A 19,887-nucleotide genomic window follows, 5' to 3' on the forward strand; every position below is an offset into this window, starting at 1 on the left:
CGGAGACCACCATGACACAGCCTCACACCTTTTCCCGCCGACGCTGCCTGCAGCTGAGCGCGGCCGCACTGGCTTCGGCCAGTGGCCTGCCCTGGGCGCGGGCGCAGGGCGCCGCAGCGCCGTCGGAGCTGGCGAAGATCGTCGTCGGCCCACCGCCCGGCACCCTGGTCGACTTGTTCGCGCGACGGGTGGCCGAAGCCATCGCGCCGGGCTATGCGCGCACCGTGCTGGTCGAGAACAAGGTGGGGGCTGCCAGCCAGATCGCCGTGTCCACGGTGAAGGCCGCCGCCGCGGACGGCAACACCATCCTGATGACGCCCATGCCCATGATGGGCATCTTTCCCCACACCTACCCCAAGCTGCCCTACGACCCGGTGGCCGACTTCGTTCCGGTGTCCATGGGCGGGGTGTTCGACCTGGCGTTCGCGGTCGGCCCCATGGTGCCGGCCAGCGTCACCACCATGGCCGACTTCTTCAAGTGGTGCAAGCAGAACCCCGGCGCGGCCAATTTCGGTTCCCCCGCCGCGGGCTCCACGCCGCACTTCGCCGGCAGCATGGCCGCCCGCTCGGCCGGCGCTGAGCTCACCCACGTGCCCTTTCGCGGCACCCTGCCTGCGATCCAGGACATGGTCGGTGGCCAGATCGCTGCGGTGTGCGCGCCCCTGGGCGACTTCCTCCCCTTCGTGGCCGGTGGCAAGTGCCGCCTGCTGGCCACCACCGGCGAGAAGCGCAGCCGCTTTGCCCCCACGGTGGCCACGTTTCTGGAACAGGGCTTCAAGGAGGTCGTGCTCGACGACTGGTTCGGCTTCTTCCTCCCGGCCGGCACACCGCCTGCGCGGGTGGAGGCGCTGAACGCCGCGCTCAAGTCGGCCCTGGCCAACCCGGCGCTGATCAAGGCCATGGAGGAACGCGGCCTGGAGCTGCGGTGGACAATCCCCGGCGACCTCGCCACCCGGCTCAAGGCCGACCTCGACAAGTGGCGCCCCATCGTCAAATCGTTCAACTTCACCGCCTCCACCACCTGACGCATGAAATCACGCCTTCCCCTGCCGGACGTTAACCGGCTGGACCCTCCGCAGCAGGCGGTGTACCAGTCCATCATGGCCACCCGCGGCAACCTCAGTGGCCCGTTCCTGGCCTGGATGCACAGCCCCGAGCTCGCCTCGCACGCCGAGAAGCTCGGCGCTTTCTGCCGCTACCAGACCGGGTTCGCGCTGGTGGAATCCGAGATGCTGATCCTGATCGTGGCGGCCCGCTTCCGCTGCATCGGTGAACAGCAGATCCACGAGCCCATCGCCGAGCAGGCGGGCCTGTCGGCCGACCAGATCGCGGCCATCCGCGAACAGCGTCCGGTGCGCCTGGCCACCGCAAGGCTGGAGATGATCCACGCCCTGGCGGAGGAGCTGCTGGAGAGCAACCGCATCGGTGACGGTCCCTATGAAGAAGGCGTGCGCGAACTGGGTGTGCGCGGCATGGTCGAGCTGGTCGGCATCGTGGGCTACTACAGCCTGGTGGCCATGACCCTGAACGCCTTCGACATGCGCATGGCGTAGCGCCGCGGCGGCGTTTGGCAAGTGACCAAGAAGGGGCATGCGGCGGCGCATGCCCCTTTTGTCTGCGCCAATCTCACCAGTCTGGTGCATCGGGTCGGGGCAGCCGCGGGCACAGAGCTTGCAAGACCCCACGTCGAAGGCTGACGAAGGCCTTCCCCCTCAGTGCCCGCCGCGCCAGCGGCTGCCCGGCACCACCGCTTCCGCACACGCCAGCGCCGGCGACCCGCGGATGCAGTGATTTCCTTCCCCGACTGCCCACACCAGACCACCACCATGGCCGGATTCCGCTCGTTCCTCCAAAGTGGCCACACGCCCACGCTGTTCGCCGCCTTCTTCTACCTGATGTTCTCCTTCGTCATCTGGGTGATGAACGGCGCCATGGCGCCCTTCATCAGCGAGGAGTTCAACCTCACCGCCGCACAGAAGGGCCTGCTGCTGTCCATCCCCATCGTGGCCGGCGCCATCATGCGTTTCCCCCTGGGCCTGCTGGCGCAGTACGTGGGCCGCAAGACCGCCACGCTGGTCGAGCTGAGCCTGATCACCCTGACCATGGCCTTCGGCTACTTCTTCGTGCACAGCTACGACGACCTGCTGAAGATGGCCCTGTTGCTCGGCGTGGCCGGTGCCAGCTTCGGCGTCGCCATGTCGCTGGGTGCGGGCTGGTACCCGCCCAAGTACAAAGGCCTGGCCATGGGCCTGGTCGGTGCGGGCAACGTGGGCACGGCCGTGGCCGCGCTGCTCGCACCACCGCTGGCGCAGAAGTTCGGCTGGCAGACGGTGTACGGCTTCGCCGCCCTCGCCTCCTTCGTGCCCATGCTGGTGGTGCTGTTCATGGCCAAGGAGCCGCCCGACCGCGACGAACACGCCAACCTCAAGGACCACCTGGCCTGCCTGCTGGAAAAAGACGGCTGGGTGTTCAGCCTGATCTACGTCGTCACCTTCGGTGGCTTCATCGGCATCACCACCTTTCTGCCCACCTACTACTACGACCAGTTCGGCGTGAGCAAGGTGCAGGCCGGCCAGCTCACCATGCTCGCCGCCTTCATGGGCGCCGCAGTGCGCGTGTTCGGCGGCTGGATTTCGGACCACTGGGGTGGTGTCAACACCCTGACCGTGGTGCTGGTGGTGGTGGCCGTGGCGCTGGTGGGCGTGGGCCTGTCGTCCCAGTCCATCGTGCTCACCACGCTGCTGCTCATCGTCTGCTTTGCCGCGCTGGGCGCCGGCAACGGTGCGCTGTTTCAGCTGGTGCCGCTGCGCTGGCCCACCTCCACCGCCGTGGCCGGCTCCATGATCGGCGAGATCGGCGCCCTCGGCGGCGGCCTGGTGCCCATGCTCATGGGCCAGTCCAAACAGAACACCGACAGCTTCCTCACCGGCTTCATCGTGCTGGCCGTGTTCTCGCTGCTGATGCTGGGCGTGATGAGGAAGATGCAGGTGCGGTGGACGCGGACTTGGGCGGAAAAAGGAGGGCGCGCGCGCAGCGCGTGATTGCCCCAAGGCGGTCGATCCCCAAAGGACGAACGCCTTTGCAACCTACAAAACCGACTTTCTCTCTGAAAGTCGGCGCTCCCACAAGTCACATGCCCTCCAAAAAAACCCTGCCGTTTTTCCGGCAAGGTAAATGGCGGCAACCAAACTGATTGGTGCTGCAAAAAAAACCAATCCCAAACTTGGACCAACCAGTCGACCAATGAGCCCAAAAAGGCCAAAGTAAATACACACCGCAGCACCCGAACCCAAGAGCAATGATCCCATCACCCGAACGGTAAAAATAAACTCCTGCATAACTTACTCTGCCGGGTCAAACGTTTCTTCCTCGTGCAAGTCGAGGATCGTGTAGGCCTTGGGAACACCGTTTATCGTTTGCACACGAACGTCAACCACGTAAGCGAGCTCGTGCCACGGTTTTCCAAGACGTGGATCGCCATTGAGCATGGCTCGTTTAACTGCATTGTTTTCAAACAAAACCTTGATCGGCCTTTTCGAGATGCTCTCGATCACCGCTTTGTCCCCCGACAGAGGATCTTCAACAAATCGTGTTTGATGCCAGGTCATGACTCGTTTGCGCTGCACATGATCGTCAGGCTCCTCCATCCTCTCAAGCTCGCGCGAGATACGGTTCTGCGCTGCGTTGGCTTCAACAGAGTTCACGAAGTACTGGTTGATGACCACACCTCCGTCTGAGACGGAAAAGTTCATTTGTGACCCGTTGTCCTTAGCAACAGGTTCGAGAATGTTGTGCCACTGCTTCAAGTCCTGCTTGCTAACCTCCTTCGGCGGATCTTTGAGCTTCCCTGTCAACCATTCGAGGGTGGACTTTGCATAGTCAACCCACTCTTTGAGACTCCCTCCCGCCCAGAGCAACGGGACTACTGGTGCAACCTGAGCAACGAGTTCAACGATCACCGACCCTGAACGAACCTCCTTGATGTAGAGCTCGCTGCCAAGCTGATGCTGTTCATCTGTCTCCGACTCAATGAATCTCTCAAACTGCTGACTGACGCCCAGCAACGCCATCGTCAGATCAACAAGAACGATGGGGCGCTCGTTGTTAATCGTGATCTGCAACTTGGTGCTGAGATCCAGTTCCAGTATGTTTTTTGTAGCTGTCATACACCCCCCTGTAGATGTCTTTTGTCGCGCCGCGAAAACTCGACTTTAATGCGGTCGGTTTTCAGAAACACACCAAATTTTCGCCGAACAACTGTTCGGGCGCCCTCAATCCGGCGCGACCGACAACACAGCAAACGCCGCCTGCAGGCGCTCTTCGTACCGCCGCTTGAACGCCGAGACTTCCTCCGGCGTCCAGTCCGCAAACCCCGCCCCGCTCTTCATGCCGGTGCGCCCCTGTTTCACGAGATCAGCCACGCAGGCCGGCGGCGTGTCGATGTTGGACAGGCTGGGGTAGACCGACGCGCCGGAGGCGACGTGGGTGTCCCAGCCGGACATTTCCTTCTGCGCCATGGGGCCGAGCGCGGCGAAGCGGAAACCGAAGCCGAAGCGAACCGCGTCGTCGATGTCTTGCGGGGTGACGATGCCCTGGTCCACCAGCGACAGGGCTTCGCGCATCAGCGCATGTTGCAGGCGCGTGATGAGCAGGCCGGGGATGTACTGCTTGATGAGCGTGGTCTTCTTGCCGGTGGCCTGGATGAGGCGGCACACGCCTTCGGCCAGCGGCAGGCTCGTCCTGGAACCCAGTGCCACTTCCACCATGGGCACGATGTGCGCGGGCATGGAATAGTGCACGTTGAGCATGCGCTCGGTGCTGCCCAGACCTTCAGTCATCTCGTCGATGCCATGCCCGGAGCTGTTGCTGCCGATGGGGATGTGCGATGGCACGCGGTGGTCGAGTTCGGCCAACAGGGCGCGCTTGGCGGCCAGGTCTTCGCTGATGGTTTCGATGACCAGTGCCACGCCGTCCCAGTCGTTCCAGGTGGCTACATCGGCGGCCACCAAAGAGCCAGACGGCTGGGCCGCTGGCAGTGTGACGGCCAATGCGTCGATGACAGGCAAGCGCGTTTGCAGTTTGGGCACATCGCGGCCGAGCAGCACCACGGGGTGGCCAGCGGCACTGAAGATGGCGGCAATGCCGGCGCCCATGTGGCCGGAGCCGATGATCACGATGGTGTTGTTCATGCGCTGGTGCCTTGGTTGGGGCGAGCTGGACAGAATACCGGCTGATTCGTCCAGCCGGCGACACGGCAGGCGTGCTGAGCGCGGTCCACTAAAATCGCGGGTTGCCCGGGCGCCGTTCGGCGCCCGTTTCTTTTTCCGGATCTTCCTCATGACCACCTCGCGCATCGACGGCGTTGCCGTCACCACCCAGGCCAATGTCTACTTCGACGGCAAGTGCGTCAGCCATGGCATCACCTTTCCCGACGGCACCAAGAAGTCGGTCGGCGTGGTGTTGCCCGCCACCCTGACCTTCAACACCGGCGCGCCCGAGATCATGGAATGCGTGGCCGGTGGCTGCGAATACAAGCTGGCCGGCACCGACGCCTGGATCAAGTCCGGCCCGGGCGACAGGTTCAGCGTGCCCGGCAACAGCAGCTTCGAGATTCGCGTGACCGAGACCTACCACTACATCTGCCATTTCGGTTGATCCGCAGCCGATCCCCAAGAGAGCACACACATGGCCACCATTCTTCAGAACCTGCCCGCCCAGCAGAAAGTCGGCATCGCCTTCTCCGGCGGCCTGGACACCTCCGCCGCCCTGCTGTGGATGAAGCAGAAGGGCGCCCTGCCCTACGCCTACACCGCCAACCTCGGCCAGCCCGACGAGAGCGACTACGAAGAGATCCCGCGCAAGGCCATGGCCTACGGCGCTGAAAAAGCCCGCCTGGTGGACTGCCGCCTGCAGCTGGCGCACGAAGGCATTGCCGCCATCCAGTGCGGCGCCTTCCACATCAGCACTGGCGGCATCACCTACTTCAACACCACCCCGCTGGGCCGCGCGGTGACCGGCACCATGCTGGTGGCCGCCATGAAGGAAGACGACGTCCACATCTGGGGCGACGGCTCGACCTTCAAGGGCAACGACATCGAGCGTTTCTACCGCTACGGCCTGCTGACCAACCCGAGCCTGAAGATCTACAAGCCCTGGCTGGACCAGCGTTTCATCGACGAGCTGGGCGGCCGCAAGGAAATGAGCGAGTTCCTGATCGCCAACGGCTTCGACTACAAGATGTCGGTCGAGAAGGCCTACAGCACCGACAGCAACATGCTCGGTGCAACGCACGAAGCCAAGGACCTGGAACACCTGAACTCCGGTATCCGCATCGTCAACCCCATCATGGGCGTGGCGTTCTGGAAGCCCGAGGTCGAAGTCAAGGCCGAGGAAGTCACGATCCGCTTCGAGGAAGGCCAGCCGGTCGCCCTCAACGGCCAGACCTTCGCCTCGCCGGTCGAGCTGTTCCTCAGGGCCAACGAGATCGGTGGCCGCCACGGCCTGGGCATGAGCGACCAGATCGAGAACCGCATCATCGAAGCCAAGAGCCGCGGCATCTACGAAGCCCCCGGCATGGCGCTGCTGCACATCGCCTACGAGCGACTGGTCACCGGCATCCACAACGAAGACACGATTGAGCAGTACCGCATCAACGGCCTCAAGCTCGGTCGTCTGCTGTACCAGGGCCGCTGGTTCGACCCGCAGTCCATCATGCTGCGCGAAACCGCCCAGCGCTGGGTGGCCCGCGCCGTGACCGGCGAAGTGACGCTGGAACTGCGCCGCGGCAACGACTACTCCATCCTCAACACCGAGTCGCCCAACCTGACCTATGCGCCCGAGCGTCTGTCGATGGAGAAGGTGGAGGACGCCCCGTTCAGTCCGCTGGACCGTATCGGCCAGCTGACCATGCGCAACCTGGACATCACCGACACGCGAGCCAAGCTGGGCATCTACGCCCACACCGGCCTGCTGTCGATGGGCGATGGCACGTCCGAGATCTTCAAGCTCGAAGGCGGGAAGTGAAAGCGGTGCGGCGCCCGGGTGGGTGCTGCAGAGCGAAGTAAAGGAGGAGGTGGCCGCAGGCCACCGGGGGACATGAGCGGCGCAGCGCCCACCCGGGTGTTGCGCCGCTTTCGCTTGGCGTCAGATGACGACCGGCTCCGGCTCCAGCCGGATGCCAAAGCGCTCGTAGACACTGGTCTGGATGGCCTTGGCCAGGGTCATCACCTCGCCGCCGGTGCAGGGATGCTCGGCGTCGCCCTTGTTGACCAGCACCAGCGCCTGCTTCTCGTACACCCCCGCATGGCCCATGGTCTTGCCCTTCCAGCCGCAGGCGTCGATCAGCCAGCCGGCGGCCAGCTTGATGCTGCCGTCGTCCATAGGGTAGTGCACCACTTTCGGATCGCGCGCGATGATGTCGGCACACTGCTCGGGCGTCACCGTCGGGTTCTTGAAGAAGCTGCCGGCGTTACCGATGACGGCCGGGTCGGGCAGCTTGGCGCGGCGGATGGCGACCACCCAGTCGAAGATCTGGCGCGCATCGGGCTGGCGGATGCCCGTCTCGTCCATCTTGCGTTCCAGGTCCAGGTAGCCCAGCACCGGCTTCCAGGGTTTGGGCAACCAGAAGCGCACCCGTGCGATGAGTGCCCGGCCTTTCAGTCCCAAGCTGCGCTCGTCAGAGGGCGCGTGTTTGAACACCGAATCGCGGTAACCGAAACCGCACTGGGCCGCATCCAGCGAAAACATCCGCCCGGTCTCCAGGTCCATCGCGTCCAGCGAGTGGAACCGGTCCTGCAGCTCGACGCCATAGGCGCCAATGTTCTGCACCGGCGCGGCCCCCACCGTCCCCGGGATCAGCGCCATGTTCTCCAGCCCCGGCCAGCCCTGCTCCAGCGTCCAGTGCACGAAGTCGTGCCAGCCCTCTCCGCCGCCGGCCTCCACCAGCCAGCCCTTGTCCGTTTCTTCGACCAGCCGCCGCCCACCAATCTCCACCTTGAGCACCAGGGCCTTGAGGTCGCCGGTCAGCACCAGGTTGCTCCCGCCGCCCAGAACGAACACCGGGTGTTCCGCCGACGGCTGCTGCCAGTCGGCACTGGCCATGAGACCCAGCAGGTCATCGACGGAGCGCAGACGAACGAGGCGTTGCGCACGCGCGGCGATGCCGAAGGTGTTCATCGGCTGGAGGGCGACATTGTTCTCGACTAACATCCACGGATTGTCTCATTCACGCATCCGGGAGTACCACTCATGCCCTCTTTCGACACCGTTCTTGAAGCCGATTTCGTGGAAGTGAAAAACGCGGTCGACCAGGTGGCCAAGGAGATTGGCACGCGCTTCGATTTCAAGGGCACCAGCGCCGGCATCGAGCTCAAGGAGAAGGACAAGGAAATCACCTTGTTCGGCGACGCCGACTTCCAGCTCCAGCAGGTTGAGGACATCCTGCGCAACAAGATGACCAAGCGCAACGTCGACGTGCGCTTCCTGGACATCGGCAAGGTCGAGAAGATCGGCGGTGACAAAGTCAAGCAGGTCATCAAGGTGCGCAATGGCATCGCCAGCGAAGACGCCAAGAAGATCCAGCAGACCATCAAGAACAGCAAGATGAAGGTGCAGGCCGCGATCCAGGGCGACGCGGTGCGCGTGACCGGCGCCAAGCGCGACGACCTGCAGGCTGCGATGGCCCTGATCCGCAGTGAGCTCAAGGAACTGCCGCTGGGCTTCAACAACTTCCGCGACTGAGCGGCACCGGCACCCTCGTCCCATGCGCAGCCTCTTCCGTCCTGTCCCGGCGCTGGTCCTGGCGCTCCAACTTGTGCTCGGCGGTCCGGCCATCGCCGGCGTGTTCAAGTGCAAGGGCCCGGATGGCACCACGGTTTTCCAGGACAGCGAATGTGGTCCCGGCAGCCAGCCGCTGCAGGCGCCGAAGGCTGGCAACAGCGCCCCAGTCGATTTGACCCAGCCTCTGGACAAGCGCTTCAAGACCCCCGAGGAAAAGGACCGCCTGATGGCGGCGCTCAAGATCGCGGGGCTTGATCTGGGCATGCGCAAAGGCATCGAGTTCTGCAAGACCAACGCAGCCACGCATGTGGCCGGCATCGAGCAGGTCTACAGCGAGTGGCGCCAGCAGCACGCGGTCGTGATCGGCACCGCCGACCGGCTGATCGAGAAGTACACCACCACGCGCGAGCGCACCGATGGCGTCAGTGACATCGTTGCCTTGCTGGAGCAGTCCCTTCAAACGCGGGCCGGCAACGATGCAGCGCGCAACACCGACAACTGCAAGAGCGCGCCTGTCAAGCTTCGCTCCTTCCTGAACAACCGCCACACCGACATCTATTCGGCGGTCGGCAGCGGCCGGTGACACACACCTCACAGGGACACATGTCGATGAAGCCAGCCTTTCACGCCGTGTCGACCGCCCTGCTCCTGGCCCTGCTCGCGGGTCAGGCAATTGCCCAGACCTCTCCACAGGTGGCACTGTCTGGCGTGTCCGGGCAGAAGGCCTTGCTCGTGGTCGACGGCGCTGCACCGAAGTTCCTGGCTGCGGGACAGACCCACCAGGGCGTGAAGCTGCTGTCGGTGGACGGCGACTCGGCCACTGTGGACATCCAGGGGCAGCGGCATGTGCTGCAGGTGGGCGCGGCACCGGTGAGCGTGGGCAAAGGGCGCTCGGACGGCGGGGGGCAGCGCATCGTGCTGACCGCCGACTCCAGCGGCCACTTTCTCCCCGACGGCCAGATCAACGGCAAGTCGGTGAAGTTCATGGTGGACACGGGCGCCACCACGGTGGCCCTGGGGGCCGCTGAGGCGCAGCGCATCAACCTGAAGTACGACCACGGGCGGCGCATCCAGATGAGCACCGCCAATGGCCTGTCCACCGGCTACCTGATCCGTCTGGCCTCGGTGCGGGTGGGCGATGTCGTGGCCTACGACGTGGACGCCGTGGTCTCGCCACAGCCCATGCCCTTCGTGCTGCTGGGCAACAGCTTTCTCAACCGCTTCCAGATGCAGAAGAACAACGACCAGCTGACGCTGGAGAAACGTTTCTAGACCTGCGCAGCGGTCACGACGATCTCGATCTTCCAGGCCGGATCGGCCAGCGCGGCCTGCACCGTCGCCCGCGGTGGCGCGGTGCCCGGCACCACCCAGGCGTCCCAGACCTCGTTCATGACCCCGATCTCGCGGATGTCGGTCAGGTAGATCTGCGTGCGCAGGATGCGCGACTTGTCGCTGCCTGCTTCCTTGAGCCGTTGCTCGACCTGTGCCAGCACGTCGGCGGTCTGGCTGCGGATGTCGGTGGCCTCGCATTCCGGCACCATGCCGGCGAGATAGACCACGCCGTTGAACACGGCCGCTTCGCTGTAGCGCGCGGCCATGCCGTGGCGCTGAATGTCTCGGGTGGTGTCGTGGCTCATGATTTCTTGGCTCCCAGCTTGCTTTCCTTGCCTGCAAGCAGGCGGTTGATGTTCTCCGCGTGCCGCCAGATCAGCAGCAGAGCCATGACTGCCAGCGCCAGCACCTGGGTCGACGGGGCGGTCCAGGCCACGTGGTTGCCGAACAGGAAGAACGCGGGCGCGAAGATGGCTGTGACCATGGACGCCAGCGACGAATAGCGGAACGCATAGGCCACGATCACCCAGGTCAGCAGCGATGCCAGCCCCAGCCAGGGGTTGAAGCCGATGATCACGCCGGCCGCGGTGGCCACGCCCTTGCCGCCCACGAAACGGAAGAACACCGGCCAGAGGTGGCCCAGGAAGGCCGCCAGCCCGACCAGGGCTACCGTGCCATCGCCCAGGCCCCAGGCCTCGCCCCACCATTTCACGGCCACCACCGGCACCCAGCCCTTGAGCGCGTCCAGCAGCAGCGTGAGGATGGCCGCCTTCTTGCTGCCCGAGCGCAGCACGTTGGTGGCGCCAGGGTTCTTGCTGCCATAGGTGCGGGGGTCTTGCAGCCCCATAAGGCGGCTGACGACCACGGCAAACGACAGCGATCCGATCAGGTAGGCCACGACGGTGGCGATGGCGGGGGTCAGGAATTCCACGTTCGACGTCCTTGTTGACGCCGCACGGCGGCGGCGCGGGCGACTATTCTGCCAGCGCGCACTGCACCGGCTTCGCGCCCAGCGGCCCCGCGAGCACGGCGGGATCGATGCCGACCAGAAAGCCACGCCGACCGCCGTTGATCCAGATCTTCGGCAACTCGAGCACGGTCGACTCGACGAAGACCGGCATGTCGCGCTTCAGGCCGAACGGCGAGGTACCGCCCACCAGGTAGCCACTGTGGCGGTTGGCCACCTCGGGCTTGCAGGGCTCGACCGACTTGGCGCCGATCTGCCGCGCCAGGTTCTTGGTGGAGACGGTGCGGTTGCCGTGCATCAGGATGGCCAGCGGCTTCGCCGCCTCGTCCTGCATGATCAGCGTCTTGACCACCGCGAACGGGTCGAAACCCAGCACCGCCGCACTGTGCTGCGCGCCGCCGTGCTCCGGGTACTCGTAAGGATGCTCGGTGAACACCACGCCATGCGCCTTGAGCCAGGCGGTGGCGGGCGTTTCGCTGACGTGACTCTTCTTCGCCATCACTGGGCCGGGTCGCGCAACTCCCAGCGGATCGCGTCGATGGCCTTGATCAGCTCAGGCGACAGCGTCGTATCCCACGCGTCCAGGCACTGCTCCAGCTGCGCCATCGAGGTCACGCCGATGATGGTGCTGGCCACCTTGGGGTGGTGGTAGCAGAAGGCCAGCGCCAGCTGGGCCGGCGTCAGGCCGTGTTCGCGCGCCAGCGCGTTGTAGCGTTTCGCGGCGACCAGCGCCTCAGGCCGGCCCCAGCGCTGCGCCTTCATGCTGTCGTACAGCGCCATGCGGCCTTGATCGCCGACCAGACCGGTCTCGTCGTACTTGCCGGTCAGCAGACCGAAACCCAGCGGCGAGTACGCCAGCAGCGACACGCCCAGGCGGTGGCAGGTTTCGTCCAGCCCGTTCTCGTAGGCGCGGTTGATCAGGCAATACGGGTTCTGCACCGTCGCCACGCGCGGCAGGCCCATCTGCTCGGCGATGCGCACGAACTCGTGTACGCCGTAGGGCGACTCGTTGGACAGGCCGATGGCGCGCACCTTGCCGGCCTTGACCAGCTCGGCCAGCGCTTCAAGCTGCACCTCGATGGACGGCATGGCTTTGTCCTTGGCCGCGTCGAAGTAGATCGCACCGAACACCGGCGTATTGCGCGCGGGCCAGTGGATCTGGTAGAGGTCGATCACGTCGGTCTGCAGGCGCTTGAGGCTGCCCTCGCAGGCTTCGATGATCCCGGCCTTGCTGACTTCGCCGCGTATCCAGGGCATGCCGCGCGCCGGACCGGCCACCTTGGTGGCCAGCACCACCTTCTTCCGGGCGCCGGGGTTCTTCGCGAACCAGTTCCCGATGATGGTTTCGGTGGAGCCGCAGGTCTCGGCCCTGGCCGGCACCGAGTACATCTCGGCGGCGTCGATGAAGTTGACGCCGCGGGCGAGCGAGCGGTCGAGGATGGCGTGGGCATCGGCCTCGTTCACCTGCTCGCCGAAGGTCATGGTGCCCAGGCAGATGGGGGTGACAGACAGGCCGCTCTGGCCGAGGGTGACGTGTTTCATGAATGGTTCTGGAAAGGATGGAAACGCGAGACAGCCGGCGAGTTTAGAAGCGAATCAAAGCCCACGCTGTCCTGCACGTTCCCGCGCGCGTTCCTCCTCCTGCAGGCGCAGCACGCGGCGCTGCACCTTGCCGGTGGTGGTCATGGGCAGGGCGTCGACGAATTCGATCTCCTTGGGGTACTCGTAGGGCGCGAGCTTGCCCTTGACGTGGGCCTGCAGGCTGGCAATCAGCGGCTCGTCTCCGGTGGTGCCCGGGGTCAGCACCACGTAGGCCTTGACGACCGCACCGCGCTCGGCATCGGGCTTGGGCACCACCGCGGCATTGGCCACGGCGGGATGCTTGACCAGACAGTTCTCGATCTCGCTGGGGCCGATACGGTAGCCCGCAGCCTTGAACACGTCGTCGCTTCGGCCCTGGTACCAGAGGTAGCCGTCGGCGTCGCGCACCGCAAGGTCGCCGGTGCGGCACCATGAGTTGGTCTCTTCCCCAGTGAACTTGGCCTTTGTGGCGGCATCGTTCTTCCAGTAGCCCAGAAAGAAGATCGGGTCCGGGTCGCCATGGATGTCGAGCCGGTGCACCGCCACATCGCCAGGCACGCCGACCGGGCACTCGCGGCCCTCCTCGTCGATCACCGCCACGCGGTGGCCCGGGTAGCCCTTGCCCATGCTGCCCGGCTTCGCGGGGTACAGGCGCGCGCAGTTGCCGACGATGTAGTTGATCTCGGTCTGGCCGAACATCTCGTTGACGGTCACGCCCAGCTGCTCGCGGCAGTAGGCGAACACCGCGTCGCCCACCGCCTCGCCCGCACTCATGATGGCTTCGAGCTTCAGCGTGAACTGTTCGCGCGGCGTCGGGAAGGCTTTCATCATGGCCTTGAGCGCGGTGGGGAAGAGGAAGGTGTGGGTGACGCCGTGGCGCTGCATCAGCTCGAACGCGGTCTGCGGCGCGAAGCGGCCGTTGAAGCCGACGATGGGCCGGCCGAAGTACAGCGTGGGCAGCAGCGCGTCCATCAGGCCACCGGTCCAGGCCCAGTCGGCGGGCGACCAGAACACCGCCTGCGAATTCGCCGATGCGTCGAACGGGTCGAAGCCGAACCAGTTCTGGCTGCAGACGAAACCCGTCAGGTCGCCGATCAGCGCGCGGTGCGGAATCAGCGCGCCCTTGGGGTTGCCGGTGGTGCCGCTGGTGTAGATCAGCACCGCCGCCTCGTCCGCCAGCGTGTTCACCAGGTCGAACTTCGCAGGCTCCTGCGCCAGCACCGCCGACCAGTCGAGCACACCGGGCGCCGCGGCGTCCACCGCGATCACGTGGCCAAGCAGCGGGCACTGGGCCGCCACCGCTTGCAGCGCCGGCAGGGTGCTCGCGTCGCAGATGGCTACCACCGCCTCGCTGTCGTGCAGGCGGAACTCCAGCGCCTCGGGCCCGAACAGCTGCGACAGCGGCATGCCGACCGCGCCCATCTGCAGCACCGCCATGTAGGCCACAGCGGTCTCGAAGCGCTGCGGCAACACGATGGCCACGCGGTCGCCACGCCGCACGCCCAGAGCGGCGAGCGCATTCGACAGCCGGTTGGCCTGCGCCTGCAGCTCGGCGTAGCCGTGGTAGCGGTCCTCGCGGTCGGCGGAGCAAGCAATCACCGCCGTCTGCGAGGCTGTGTCCGGGTTGGCCGCCCAGCGGCGCGAACACACCTCGGCCATGTTGAAGTGGCGCGGCACCTTCCAGCCAAAGCGCCGGTGCAGATCGGCGTAGCCATCGGCCTGCGGCCGCGGTTTGGGGGTGTCGCTGTGTTGACGCTGGCGCATCGCGTGTCTCCGTGTCGTTCCTTATGATGGATCGAATGTATCAAGCCCTGAACGCCTCCCGCAGCCGCTTCGTGCCCGTGCGCCACCTGTCCTACCACGTGCGCGAATGGGGCACGCCGGTGACCGGGGAACCGCCGCTGGTGCTGGTGCACGGCTGGATGGACGTGGCGGCCTCGTGGCAGTTCATGGTGGACGCGCTGCGCACGCCGCGCTGGATCGTGGCGCCCGACTGGCGCGGCTACGGTCTCACGAAATCGGGCATCGGCGACGGACCGCCGGCCGACAACTTCTGGTTCCCCGACTACCTGGCCGACCTGGACTTTCTGCTCGACGCGCTCGCGCCTGGCCAGTCGGTGGATCTGGTCGGCCACAGCATGGGCGGCAACGTCGCCATGATGTACGCGGGCGTGCGGCCCGAGCGTATCCGGCGCCTGGTCAACCTCGAAGGCTTCGGCATGCCCGAAACCCGCCCCGCCCAGGCCCCGGGCCGCTATGCCCAGTGGATCGACGAGCTCAAGGTGCTGCACCGCGGCGAGATGGACCTCAAGCCCTACGACAGCGCCGAGGGTGTGGCGCGGCGGCTGATGAAGACCAACCCGCGCCTGACAGAGGACAAGGCCGGCTGGCTGGCCCGCCAGTGGGCCGCGCCGGACGCCCAGGGCCGCTGGACGATCCTGGGCGACGCGGCGCACAAGGTGGTCAACGCGCACCTCTACCAGGTGCCCGAGGCGCTGGCCCTGTACGAGCGGATCAGCGCGCCGGTGCTCTCGGTGACGGCCAGCGACGACAGCCTGGGCCAGTGGTGGAAGGGCCGGTTCACGCTGGAACAGTACCGCGAGCGCCTGCGCCACGTGCCGCACCTCACCGAGGCCCACATCGACGACGCGGGCCACATGCTGCACCACGACCAGCCGGAAGAACTGGCACAGCTGATCGAAAACTTCCTGGCGTGAGAAAATCGCGGGTTTCGCGGGCCCGCCCCGCGCCACCGACAGCGAGAACACCCCATGGAAGCCGAACGCACCAACGCCATCCGCAATCAACTGGCCGACCTCAGCGCACGCGTGGTCGAGCTCCGGAGGTATCTTTGACTACGATGCCAAGGCATTGAAATTGTCGGAGGTCACCAGCGCGCTGGAAGACCCCACCGTCTGGGACAACCCCAAACGCGCCCAGGAGCTGGGCAAGGAAAAGAAATCGCTGGAAGACGTGGTGGTCGTGCTCGACCGCCTGACCAGCGAACTGGCCGACAACACCGAGCTGTTCGAGATGTCCGAGGCCGAGGGCGACGACGCCGGGCTGGAGACCATCGAAGGCGAAGCGAAGAACGTGCAGGCCGAGGTCGAGAAGCTCGAATTCCGCCGCATGTTCAACAACCCGGCCGACCCGCTGAACTGCTTTGTGGACATCCAGGCCGGTGCCGGTGGCACCGAGGCCTGCGACTGGGCCAGCATGCTGCTGCGCCAGTACCTCAAGTACGCCGAACGCAAGGGCTTCAAGGCCACGGTCGAGGACGAGACTCCGGGCGACACCGCCGGCATCAAGAGCGCCACCATCAAGATTGAGGGCGAGTACGCCTTCGGCCTGCTGCGCACCGAAACCGGCGTGCATCGCCTGGTGCGAAAGAGCCCGTTCGACAGCTCGGGCGGCCGCCACACCTCGTTCGCCTCGCTGTTCGTCTATCCCGAGATCGACGACTCGATCCAGATCGACATCAACCCGGCCGACGTGCGGGTGGACACCTTCCGTGCCTCGGGTGCGGGTGGCCAGCACATCAACAAGACCGACTCGGCCGTGCGCCTGACGCACATTCCGACCGGCATCGTGGTGCAGTGCCAGGACGGCCGCAGCCAGCACAGCAACCGCGACGTCGCCTGGCAGCGCCTGCGCTCGCGCCTGTACGACCACGAGATGCGCAAGCGCATGGAAGAGCAGCAGAAGCTGGAAGACACCAAGACCGACGTGGGCTGGGGCCACCAGATCCGCAGCTACGTGCTGGACAACAGCCGCATCAAGGACCTGCGCACCAACGTTGAAATCTCGGCCACCCAGAAGGTGCTCGACGGCGACCTGGACCCGTTCATCGAAGCCTCGCTCAAGCAGGGCGTGTGATGGTCGGCGCGCTGATCTTCGACATGGACGGCACGATGATTGATTCGATGCCGTGGCACCAGAAGAGCTGGGTCGCGTTCTGCGAGCGCCGCGGCCTGGACATCGACGTGGCCGACCTGATGCGCCGCACCACTGGCCGCACCGGCATCGAATGCATGGTCGAGCTGTTCGGAGGCCTTCCGCACGAACAGGCGCAGGCTTATGTCGACGAGAAGGAAGGCATCTACCGCGAGCTGTTCGCCCCCGTGTTCGCCGAGATCGCCGGCTTCAAGGCCTTCCTCGGCCTGGCGCAGTCGCGCGGTCTGGCGGTGGGCGTGGGCACGGCCGGCGACCGCCACAACCAGGCCTTCGCCTACCGGCACCTGGCGCTGGGCCAGACCCTGCCCACCGTGGGGGGTGACGAAGGCCTGCCCGGCAAGCCCGAGCCCGCGATCTTCCTAGAGGTGGCGCGCCGGCTCGGCGTGGCGCCCGAACACTGCATCGTGTTCGAGGACGCGCCGCTGGGCATCGAGGCCGCACGCCGTGCCGGCATGCGCGCCGTGGGCATCTGCAGCTCGCACGCCGCCGACGAACTCGACGGACCCCATGTGCTGGCCCGTGTTCCCGACTACCAGACCCTGATCCACAACCGTTTTCTGGAGACCGTCCATGCAACTGCGTGAGGCCACCGGCCCTGCGATGGTGATCCGTCGCGAAGACTACACCCCGCCCCCGTTCTGGATCGACCGCATCGAGCTCACGTTCGACCTCGACCCGGCCAAGACCCGCGTGCTCAACAAGATGGTCCTGCGCCGCAACACCGAGGTGCCGGCACAGCCCCTGCGCCTGGACGGCGAAGAGCTGAACCTGGCGCGCGTGGTGCTCAATGGCGGCGGCTGCTCGTTCAAGATGGACGGCGACGCCCTGGTGCTGGGCAGCCTGCCCGAAGGACCGGAGCCCTTCGAACTGGAGATCTTCACCACCTGCTCGCCCGAGAAGAACACGCAGCTCTCGGGCCTGTACCTCAGCCAGGGCGACTTCTTCACCCAGTGCGAGGCCGAGGGCTTTCGCCGCATCACCTACTTCCTGGACCGTCCCGACGTGATGGCCAGCTACACCGTGACGCTGCGCGCCGACAAGGACCAATACCCGGTCCTGCTGTCCAACGGCAACCTCGTCGAGCAGGGCGAACTGCCCGACAACCGCCACTTCGCGAAGTGGGTCGACCCGCACCGCAAGCCGTCCTACCTGTTCGCCCTGGTGGCCGGCCGCCTGGTGGCCCGCGAACAGCGCATCGTCAGCCGCGCCGGCAAGGAACACCTGTTGCAGGTCTACGTGCGCCCGGGCGACATGGACAAGACCGAGCACGCCATGAACTCGCTGATCTCCAGCGTGATCTGGGACGAAGCCCGCTTCGGCCTGCCGCTGGACCTGGAGCGTTTCATGATCGTCGCCACCAGCGACTTCAATATGGGCGCGATGGAGAACAAGGGCCTGAACATCTTCAACACGAAGTACGTTCTGGCCAACAGCGCCACCGCCACCGACACCGACTTCGCCAACATCGAATCGGTGGTCGGCCACGAGTACTTCCACAACTGGACCGGCAACCGCATCACCTGCCGCGACTGGTTCCAGCTCTCGCTCAAGGAGGGCCTGACGGTCTTCCGCGACCAGGAGTTCAGCATGGACCTGTGCGCCGAGCCTTCGGCGCGTGCGGTCAAGCGCATCGAGGACGTGCGCGTGCTGCGCACCATGCAGTTCCCCGAGGACGCAGGCCCGGTGGCCCACCCGGTGCGACCCGACCAGTACGTCGAGATCAACAACTTCTACACCGTCACGGTGTATGAAAAGGGTGCCGAGGTCGTGCGCATGATGCAGACCCTGGTGGGGCGCGACGGCTTCCGCAAGGGCATGGACCTGTACTTCCAGCGCCACGACGGTCAGGCCGTCACTTGCGACGACTTCGCGCAGGCGATTGCCGACGCCAACCCCGACAGCGAACTGGCGCGCCAGCTCGTGCCGTGCAAGCGCTGGTACAGCCAGTCGGGCACGCCACGGCTGCAGGCCAGTGGCCGCTACGACGCCGCCGAACGCCGCTACACCCTCACGCTCAGCCAGAGCTGCCCGGCCACGCCGGGCCAGAGCGAGAAGCTTCCGTTCGTGATCCCGGTCGCGCTCGGCCTGATCGACGCCCAGGGCCAGGACCTGGCACTGCGGCTGCAGGGCGAATCGCAAACCAGCAGTGGCACCCGCCTGCTGGTGCTCACGCAGGCCAGCGAGAGCTTTGTCTTCGAGGACATCGACGCCGAGCCGGTGCCGTCCCTGCTGCGCGGCTTCTCCGCCCCGGTGATCATCGACAATGGCCTGACCGACGACCAGCTGCTGCACCTGCTGGCGCACGACAGCGACGCCTTCAACCGCTGGGAAGCGGGCCAGCAGCTGGCCCTGCGCCGCGCGGTGCAGGCCGTGCGCGCCGACGGCCCGGTGGGCGCTGCGCCGCTGGACGACGCCTTCATCGACGCGATGCGCGCCGTGCTGCGCCACCCCACGCTGGACGCCGCGCTCAAGGAGCTGGTGCTCACCCTGCCGGCCGAAACCTATATTGCCGAACAGCTGGACGTGGTCGATCCGCAGCGCATCCACACGGTGCGCGAAGCCATGCGCGAGCAGCTGGCCCAAGCGCTGCAGGCCGACTGGGCCTGGGCGTTCGAACAGCACAAGGACAACGGCGCTTACCGGCCCGACCCGGTCAGCAGCGGCCGCCGCGCGCTGGCGGGCATGGCGCTGACCATGCTGTGCATCGCGGCCCGCGCAACCCGCGACACGGTCTGGCCCGGCAAGGCCTACCAGCGCTTCAAGGACGCCGGCAACATGACCGACCGCTTCAACGCGCTGTCGGCCCTGGTGGTCAGCGGTCAGCCGCTGGCGCAGGAGGCGCTGGCGCGCTTCCATGCGCTGTTCAAGGACGAGGCCCTTGTGATCGACAAGTGGTTCGCGCTGCAGGCCGGCGCGCCCGACCGCGGCGGCAACGTGCTGCCCGCCGTGCGCCAGCTGATGGCCCACCCCGACTTCAACCTCAAGAACCCCAACCGTGCGCGCAGCGTGATCTTCAGCTTCTGCAGTGCCAACCCGGCGGGCTTCCACCGCAGCGACGCCGCGGGCTATGTGTTCTGGAGCGAGCGCGTGCTCGAACTCGACGCCATCAACCCCCAGGTCGCCGCCCGCCTGGCGCGTGCGCTGGACCGCTGGAAGAAGCTGGCCGAACCCTACCGCAGCGCCGCCCGCGAGGCCATCGCCCGCGTGGCCGCCAAATCCGACCTGAGCGCCGACGTGCGCGAAGTCGTCACCCGCGCCCTGGCCGAATAAAAAAC

20 protein-coding genes are annotated in these 19,887 nt (G+C 65.9%); 12 read left to right on the forward strand and 8 right to left on the reverse strand.

Annotated elements, in window-relative coordinates:
• Positions 1–11 precede the first annotated feature (11 nt).
• The 3 genes from HFL01S_RS03770 to HFL01S_RS03780 all read left to right on the forward strand — a co-directional run bounded on the left by HFL01S_RS03770 (position 12) and on the right by HFL01S_RS03780 (position 3,041).
• Positions 12–1,025 (forward strand): Bug family tripartite tricarboxylate transporter substrate binding protein, encoded by a 1,014-nt coding sequence (locus tag HFL01S_RS03770; RefSeq protein WP_066254891.1) that lies wholly within the window; start codon positions 12–14, stop codon positions 1,023–1,025.
• A gap of 3 nt (positions 1,026–1,028) precedes the next feature.
• Positions 1,029–1,553 (forward strand): carboxymuconolactone decarboxylase family protein, encoded by a 525-nt coding sequence (locus HFL01S_RS03775; protein ID WP_066254894.1) that lies wholly within the window; start codon positions 1,029–1,031, stop codon positions 1,551–1,553.
• 273 nt (positions 1,554–1,826) lie between these two features.
• The gene (locus tag HFL01S_RS03780) at positions 1,827–3,041 is read left to right on the forward strand and encodes an MFS transporter (protein WP_066255461.1); all 1,215 of its coding nucleotides are present in this window, start codon (positions 1,827–1,829) and stop codon (positions 3,039–3,041) included.
• A 300-nt stretch (positions 3,042–3,341) separates the two neighbouring features.
• On the opposite strand, the gene HFL01S_RS03785 is transcribed toward HFL01S_RS03780, so the two are convergent.
• Together HFL01S_RS03785 and HFL01S_RS03790 are read right to left on the reverse strand one after the other, a co-directional pair.
• Positions 3,342–4,166, reverse strand: coding sequence for a hypothetical protein (locus HFL01S_RS03785; protein WP_066254897.1), 825 nt, complete (start codon positions 4,164–4,166; stop codon positions 3,342–3,344).
• Between the two features lie 105 nt (positions 4,167–4,271).
• The gene (locus tag HFL01S_RS03790; protein ID WP_066254900.1) at positions 4,272–5,189 is read right to left on the reverse strand and encodes a 3-hydroxyacyl-CoA dehydrogenase NAD-binding domain-containing protein; all 918 of its coding nucleotides are present in this window, start codon (positions 5,187–5,189) and stop codon (positions 4,272–4,274) included.
• Between the two features lie 148 nt (positions 5,190–5,337).
• On the opposite strand from HFL01S_RS03790, the gene ppnP reads away from it, so the two are divergent.
• Together ppnP and argG are read left to right on the forward strand one after the other, a co-directional pair.
• On the forward strand, positions 5,338–5,655 hold the full coding sequence (gene ppnP / locus HFL01S_RS03795; protein WP_066254902.1) for a pyrimidine/purine nucleoside phosphorylase: 318 nt from the start codon (positions 5,338–5,340) through the stop codon (positions 5,653–5,655).
• 30 nt (positions 5,656–5,685) lie between these two features.
• Positions 5,686–7,023 (forward strand): argininosuccinate synthase, encoded by a 1,338-nt coding sequence (gene argG / locus HFL01S_RS03800; RefSeq protein WP_066254905.1) that lies wholly within the window; start codon positions 5,686–5,688, stop codon positions 7,021–7,023.
• Positions 7,024–7,143: 120 nt separating this feature from the next.
• Here argG and murB read toward each other — a convergent pair whose 3' ends face one another.
• Positions 7,144–8,208 (reverse strand): UDP-N-acetylmuramate dehydrogenase, encoded by a 1,065-nt coding sequence (murB, locus tag HFL01S_RS03805; RefSeq protein WP_066254907.1) that lies wholly within the window; start codon positions 8,206–8,208, stop codon positions 7,144–7,146.
• A 39-nt stretch (positions 8,209–8,247) separates the two neighbouring features.
• On the opposite strand from murB, the gene HFL01S_RS03810 reads away from it, so the two are divergent.
• The 3 genes from HFL01S_RS03810 to HFL01S_RS03820 are packed head-to-tail and all read left to right on the forward strand — an operon-like array spanning position 8,248 to position 10,050.
• Positions 8,248–8,739 carry a YajQ family cyclic di-GMP-binding protein gene (locus tag HFL01S_RS03810; RefSeq protein ID WP_066254910.1) on the forward strand — a complete coding sequence of 164 codons (492 nt, stop codon included), beginning with the start codon at positions 8,248–8,250 and terminating at the stop codon, positions 8,737–8,739.
• A 22-nt stretch (positions 8,740–8,761) separates the two neighbouring features.
• Positions 8,762–9,361 (forward strand): DUF4124 domain-containing protein, encoded by a 600-nt coding sequence (locus HFL01S_RS03815; RefSeq protein WP_066254913.1) that lies wholly within the window; start codon positions 8,762–8,764, stop codon positions 9,359–9,361.
• Positions 9,362–9,387: 26 nt separating this feature from the next.
• Positions 9,388–10,050, forward strand: a complete 663-nt coding sequence (locus HFL01S_RS03820; RefSeq protein ID WP_066255463.1) for a retropepsin-like aspartic protease family protein — start codon at positions 9,388–9,390, stop codon at positions 10,048–10,050.
• Here the strand turns inward: HFL01S_RS03820 and HFL01S_RS03825 are convergent.
• The 5 genes from HFL01S_RS03825 to HFL01S_RS03845 are packed head-to-tail and all read right to left on the reverse strand — an operon-like array spanning position 10,047 to position 14,422.
• Positions 10,047–10,415: a RidA family protein gene (locus HFL01S_RS03825; protein ID WP_066254915.1), complete on the reverse strand. Its 369-nt coding sequence runs from the start codon at positions 10,413–10,415 to the stop codon at positions 10,047–10,049. The genes HFL01S_RS03820 and HFL01S_RS03825 overlap by 4 nt on opposite strands.
• A complete protein-coding gene (plsY, locus tag HFL01S_RS03830; protein WP_066254917.1) occupies positions 10,412–11,041 on the reverse strand; it encodes a glycerol-3-phosphate 1-O-acyltransferase PlsY in 630 nt (209 codons plus the stop codon). The genes HFL01S_RS03825 and plsY overlap by 4 nt, the downstream gene beginning before the upstream one ends.
• A gap of 43 nt (positions 11,042–11,084) precedes the next feature.
• Complete coding sequence (locus HFL01S_RS03835) at positions 11,085–11,576, reverse strand: aminoacyl-tRNA deacylase (protein WP_066254921.1); 492 nt, start codon at positions 11,574–11,576, stop codon at positions 11,085–11,087.
• Positions 11,576–12,619, reverse strand: a complete 1,044-nt coding sequence (locus tag HFL01S_RS03840; RefSeq protein WP_066254924.1) for an aldo/keto reductase — start codon at positions 12,617–12,619, stop codon at positions 11,576–11,578. Before HFL01S_RS03840 ends, HFL01S_RS03835 begins: the two co-directional genes overlap by 1 nt.
• 54 nt (positions 12,620–12,673) lie before the next feature.
• Positions 12,674–14,422 carry an acetate--CoA ligase gene (locus HFL01S_RS03845; RefSeq protein WP_066254925.1) on the reverse strand — a complete coding sequence of 583 codons (1,749 nt, stop codon included), beginning with the start codon at positions 14,420–14,422 and terminating at the stop codon, positions 12,674–12,676.
• A gap of 35 nt (positions 14,423–14,457) precedes the next feature.
• Between HFL01S_RS03845 and HFL01S_RS03850 the strand changes: the two genes are divergently transcribed.
• The 4 genes from HFL01S_RS03850 to pepN all read left to right on the forward strand — a co-directional run bounded on the left by HFL01S_RS03850 (position 14,458) and on the right by pepN (position 19,882).
• Positions 14,458–15,375: an alpha/beta fold hydrolase gene (locus HFL01S_RS03850; RefSeq protein WP_066254927.1), complete on the forward strand. Its 918-nt coding sequence runs from the start codon at positions 14,458–14,460 to the stop codon at positions 15,373–15,375.
• 54 nt (positions 15,376–15,429) lie between these two features.
• A protein-coding gene (prfB, locus tag HFL01S_RS24985; RefSeq protein ID WP_157538756.1) for a peptide chain release factor 2 occupies positions 15,430–16,534 on the forward strand; the annotation gives its coding sequence in 2 pieces (ribosomal slippage) (positions 15,430–15,510 and positions 15,512–16,534; 1,104 coding nt in all).
• Complete coding sequence (locus tag HFL01S_RS03860; RefSeq protein WP_066254931.1) at positions 16,534–17,196, forward strand: HAD family hydrolase; 663 nt, start codon at positions 16,534–16,536, stop codon at positions 17,194–17,196. Before prfB ends, HFL01S_RS03860 begins: the two co-directional genes overlap by 1 nt.
• Positions 17,183–19,882, forward strand: a complete 2,700-nt coding sequence (gene pepN, locus HFL01S_RS03865; RefSeq protein WP_066254934.1) for an aminopeptidase N — start codon at positions 17,183–17,185, stop codon at positions 19,880–19,882. The genes HFL01S_RS03860 and pepN overlap by 14 nt, the downstream gene beginning before the upstream one ends.
• Positions 19,883–19,887 lie beyond the last annotated feature (5 nt).

This window comes from Hydrogenophaga flava NBRC 102514 (genome assembly GCF_001571145.1).
In the GTDB taxonomy this organism is placed as follows: domain Bacteria; phylum Pseudomonadota; class Gammaproteobacteria; order Burkholderiales; family Burkholderiaceae_C; genus Hydrogenophaga; species Hydrogenophaga flava.